Below are 3,495 nucleotides of genomic sequence, written 5' to 3'. Positions count from 1 at the left end.
TGTTAATGTCCGGCTCTCTGCGATTTTTCTCGTAGTGTGATATCGCAGCTCTGGTTAATCCTGTCTTGTCCGAAAGCTGATATTGTGTAAGTGACCGACTGTGCCGTAACTTAACGAGCTGGGTTCCAATTGTTAACATAATTTCAACCATGCTGATAAGAAGATTACTGCGAAAATAAACACGGGAAAGGCAAAGACAAACAGCACCTCTGTGATTACTTCAATGCGCTGCATGTTTTACTAGACTTCCTCGTTGGCTTCGGGATTTACTTGTAATAGATTCTGCTCCTTGCGCATATCGACGGCACCAGCGGACAGTTGGATTAATTTGCACAACGTGGTCGGTATTATGCAAATTCGTCGCACCCCTCATTTGTGTTTTCAAATCGCTGAACTCTTTATTATCTCTCTCGCCGGACATCCATCTGGCTCCTTCCTATACTATTTATCAAATAGGTTTTATTTACATCATATTACCCTTCACAAGAAAATATCTGTTGGCGCTGTCCGGCGTGAACCCTCCGAGAAAAACGCATTGCATGTTCTGAATTTTCTGCGATTGGAGCGCCATCCCAAAAGTCTGAACAATTAACGCAAAGGGTGTTCCATCCACTAAAATAGCGATGCGTCCATCCAGTAAGGAGGAAGCAACAACATCTAGGCGATCCGTATTTTGAATCGTTGGAAATGGTGAAAACGCAATACAACCTGATTCCAGTACGTTATCGATTTGAATTTAATGAATTCGTGCATGGACTTCCTGCATATGGCCTCGAATGTAATCCCTTTAATATAGGTGATGATAACATCGGTATTCGTCACGCTACCTAAAGTAACGAGTTCCATTATTAATTTAAATATCCATTTTAACGAGAGAACGGCCTACAAAAGAGGGGTAAGCAAGCGCGCCGCTTGATCGCTTATGCGCTGTGAAGGGGATCGCTGTAGCAATTCTTCCAAGCGCAAAGGTACGGAATTCGTAAGGTCATGCTCGAATTGTTCCGTCAGTTCCCTCGCTACGTCGGCACTGTACACAATTTCGCACACCTCGTAATTTAGACGATAACTCCTTATATCATAGTTTGCGGAACCTATTTCGGAAATCTCCCCATCGATAACCATCAATTTCGCATGCAGTATACCTTTGTCGTACATGTAGATATGTACCCCGGCTTCCAGTAGTTCTCCATAGTAAGTGCGGCTTGCAGGGCCTACTATTTTGGGAAATACGTGGCGCGGAACCAGCAATCTTACGCGCACACCTCGCGCCACGGCTGTCTTTATTGCCATGATGATATCTGCATCGGGCACAAAGTAGGGGTTAGTAATGTCAATGGTCTCGGTCGCTTGTGTGAGACATATGAAGTAGACCTCCCGGATAACTTGCGTAGGAATTGCAGGATTACCTTCGAATGTCTGCACGTGCGCTTGCTGCAACGGCTTTGTGCTCTGGACACTGTCAACGCTAGCGTCTATAGTGCTGAGTTCAGCACTCAATTCGGCCGACAAACCGGAAAGAGCAGCCGTGCCGGATGGAGAAATGTTTTGTGATTCATGCCTTGGAAGCTTGGATTTTCGAGTATCATCTGTTTTAGTCCTTATCTTTGTTCTTTCCGGCGAAGCGATTATCCAATGGGCATCGAAAACAGCCTGCAAATCATTTGCGACTTCACCAACAATTCGCATATGGGTATCGCGCCAAAAACCTATATTCGGCTTCAATCCGGTATACTCATCCCCGACATTGATTCCCCCTGTAAAAGCTTCCTTTCCGTCGATCACAACGATCTTACAATGATCCCGGTATGTCAAAGTAGACAAAATCCAAGGAAAACGCAATGGAAAGGTGGTCCGGCATTCAATCCCTGCTTCCATCATCCGTATGATCTGACTCCGAGGAAATTTCCGACTCCCCAAACCGTCTCTTACAAAGCGGATCCGTACACCGGCCTTTGCCCGTTCAATCAGCAAGTCAGTAATGTACCTTCCAATTTGGTCATCCCTATATATGTAGTATTCAAGATCAATTGTCTTTTGTGCGCTCGGTAAGGATTCAATAAGTTTCTGGTAAGTTTCAATTCCGTTCGTAAGCATTTCGATACGCCCTACCCTGAGCCCTTGGACGGTCAAATGCCGTAAAGATTGAGAAATAACCGAGGCTGAAGGGCCGAATGAATCAGGCAACGTATCTGACGCATTTTGCGGAGAAGTCAGTTTCTTTCGACGAACACGCACTGGATTCGAAGTAATAAGATAAAATCCGAAACCGATAACAGGCAAAATGAGCCCTATAACTAGCCAATTTAAAGCCTTTGCCGGTCGACGTACCTCACGAATCGCTACGATTAACATAAAGACTGTATTCAATATGTAAAGCCCAAGAATCCACATCAATATGAACCCCTCCTTTGAGATAACAATAAGATGTACATTCTTCCACGGAGTTATCCGTTGAGATTAATAACTAATTAATGTAAATAATGTATACATATTTATATATCGGTTATATTATTTCCTGCTGCTTATTTATCGAGAGGAGTACAAACAAAATTGACAAGATTATTAATTCCAAAAAATGAATGCACATTCAAACAACCGAAAAAATGTAAAGGTTGTGTCTGGGGGAGATGGGATGGTATGAAACAATTTTGTTCCAAACAAACATGTATTAGATAATTACAATACATAAAAAGTTTAAAAACATTTATCCCCCACGAATATCGGAGGCCACTGAAAAACTTGCGTTTTTCGTTTTAGTTGAAGGTTGAGCATGAAAAAAAGTCGACACCTGTTCTGTTTTTGAATAGGTGTCGACTTTTTCGCTATGTAATACTCTGTTTGTTCAGGTTTTCCTATGGGTAAGATTCAATATTCAATATTCGTTTTAAATTTACCGTGAATATAGCGATTGCGCGTTGTATCTCCATGCCTAATAGACCCGAGGATGTGGCTACACATCATACCAGTGCCCGTGCCTGTGTTTGAGTTCGCTGTTTTTTGCTTCAATTTTGTAGCGTTCCTTCGCTTTTTCCATAAAGTACTCATTTTCTTGGAACGCCATTTGTTCGGTATGTTCTTCGGATTTAATGGTCATTCAAGTAGGTTTTGCTTTTCGCACCATCCTTGTAGCACCCTTCCTTGAACGGACACCTCTTGCATAGCTCTACATCGAAGTAGTAAATGCCTTGGTTTTTCCCAGAGCGTGTCTTCCAGGCTGATATTTATAAATGCATCCTGTATTATTTTAATGAGATAATTATAGGGATGTTGAATAATCGTCCGTCGATTTTACGGGAATGGCCCCGTCTTTCGCACCATACAAAAGACGGGGAATACAGGATTTCGTTACCGGGCATTCGAGAATGTACCATCACATTAAATTCCTCAACAAAACCTGCGACCGGCCGTCCTTTTTGCACATCCCTAACGTACGCATTGATTCGGTCGATGAAATCCGGATTGGTGGAAACATATACATTTTGGATGGTCGGATCG

General features: G+C 42.7%; 5 protein-coding genes and 1 pseudogene. All 6 read right to left on the bottom strand.

All coding sequences use genetic code 11. From position 1 onward, the window contains the following. Positions 1-139 (bottom strand): helix-turn-helix domain-containing protein (locus G519_RS53850; protein ID WP_161632987.1); only part of this gene is annotated, 139 nt, incomplete at its 3' end. An 81-nt stretch (positions 140-220) separates the two neighbouring features. Further along, positions 221-421, bottom strand: coding sequence for a hypothetical protein (locus G519_RS0138030; protein WP_029198985.1), 201 nt, complete (start codon positions 419-421; stop codon positions 221-223). Between the two features lie 42 nt (positions 422-463). Next, positions 464-703, bottom strand: coding sequence for a spore germination protein (locus tag G519_RS52800; RefSeq protein WP_268633517.1), 240 nt, complete (start codon positions 701-703; stop codon positions 464-466). A 179-nt stretch (positions 704-882) separates the two neighbouring features. Beyond that, positions 883-2,394, bottom strand: a complete 1,512-nt coding sequence (locus G519_RS0138025; protein WP_029198984.1) for a phospholipase D-like domain-containing protein — start codon at positions 2,392-2,394, stop codon at positions 883-885. Between the two features lie 458 nt (positions 2,395-2,852). Beyond that, positions 2,853-3,197, bottom strand: a pseudogene (locus G519_RS46685) (transposase); the annotation flags it as partial. 42 nt (positions 3,198-3,239) lie between these two features. Continuing rightward, on the bottom strand, positions 3,240-3,495 hold a 256-nt coding region (locus G519_RS46680), incomplete at its 5' end, for a YhcN/YlaJ family sporulation lipoprotein (protein WP_036635512.1).

Source organism: Paenibacillus alginolyticus DSM 5050 = NBRC 15375 (assembly GCF_000422905.1).
GTDB classification, from domain to species: domain Bacteria; phylum Bacillota; class Bacilli; order Paenibacillales; family NBRC-103111; genus Paenibacillus_E; species Paenibacillus_E alginolyticus.
Note: the sequence above shows the minus strand (reverse complement) of the source record. Positions and strands in the feature narration are given on the sequence as shown.

Bases quoted from the DNA above. Each gene is read 5' to 3' on its own strand.
- G519_RS0138030 (WP_029198985.1), bottom strand. From the start codon at position 421: ATGTCCGGCGAGAGAGATAATAAAGAGTTCAGCGATTTGAAAACACAA.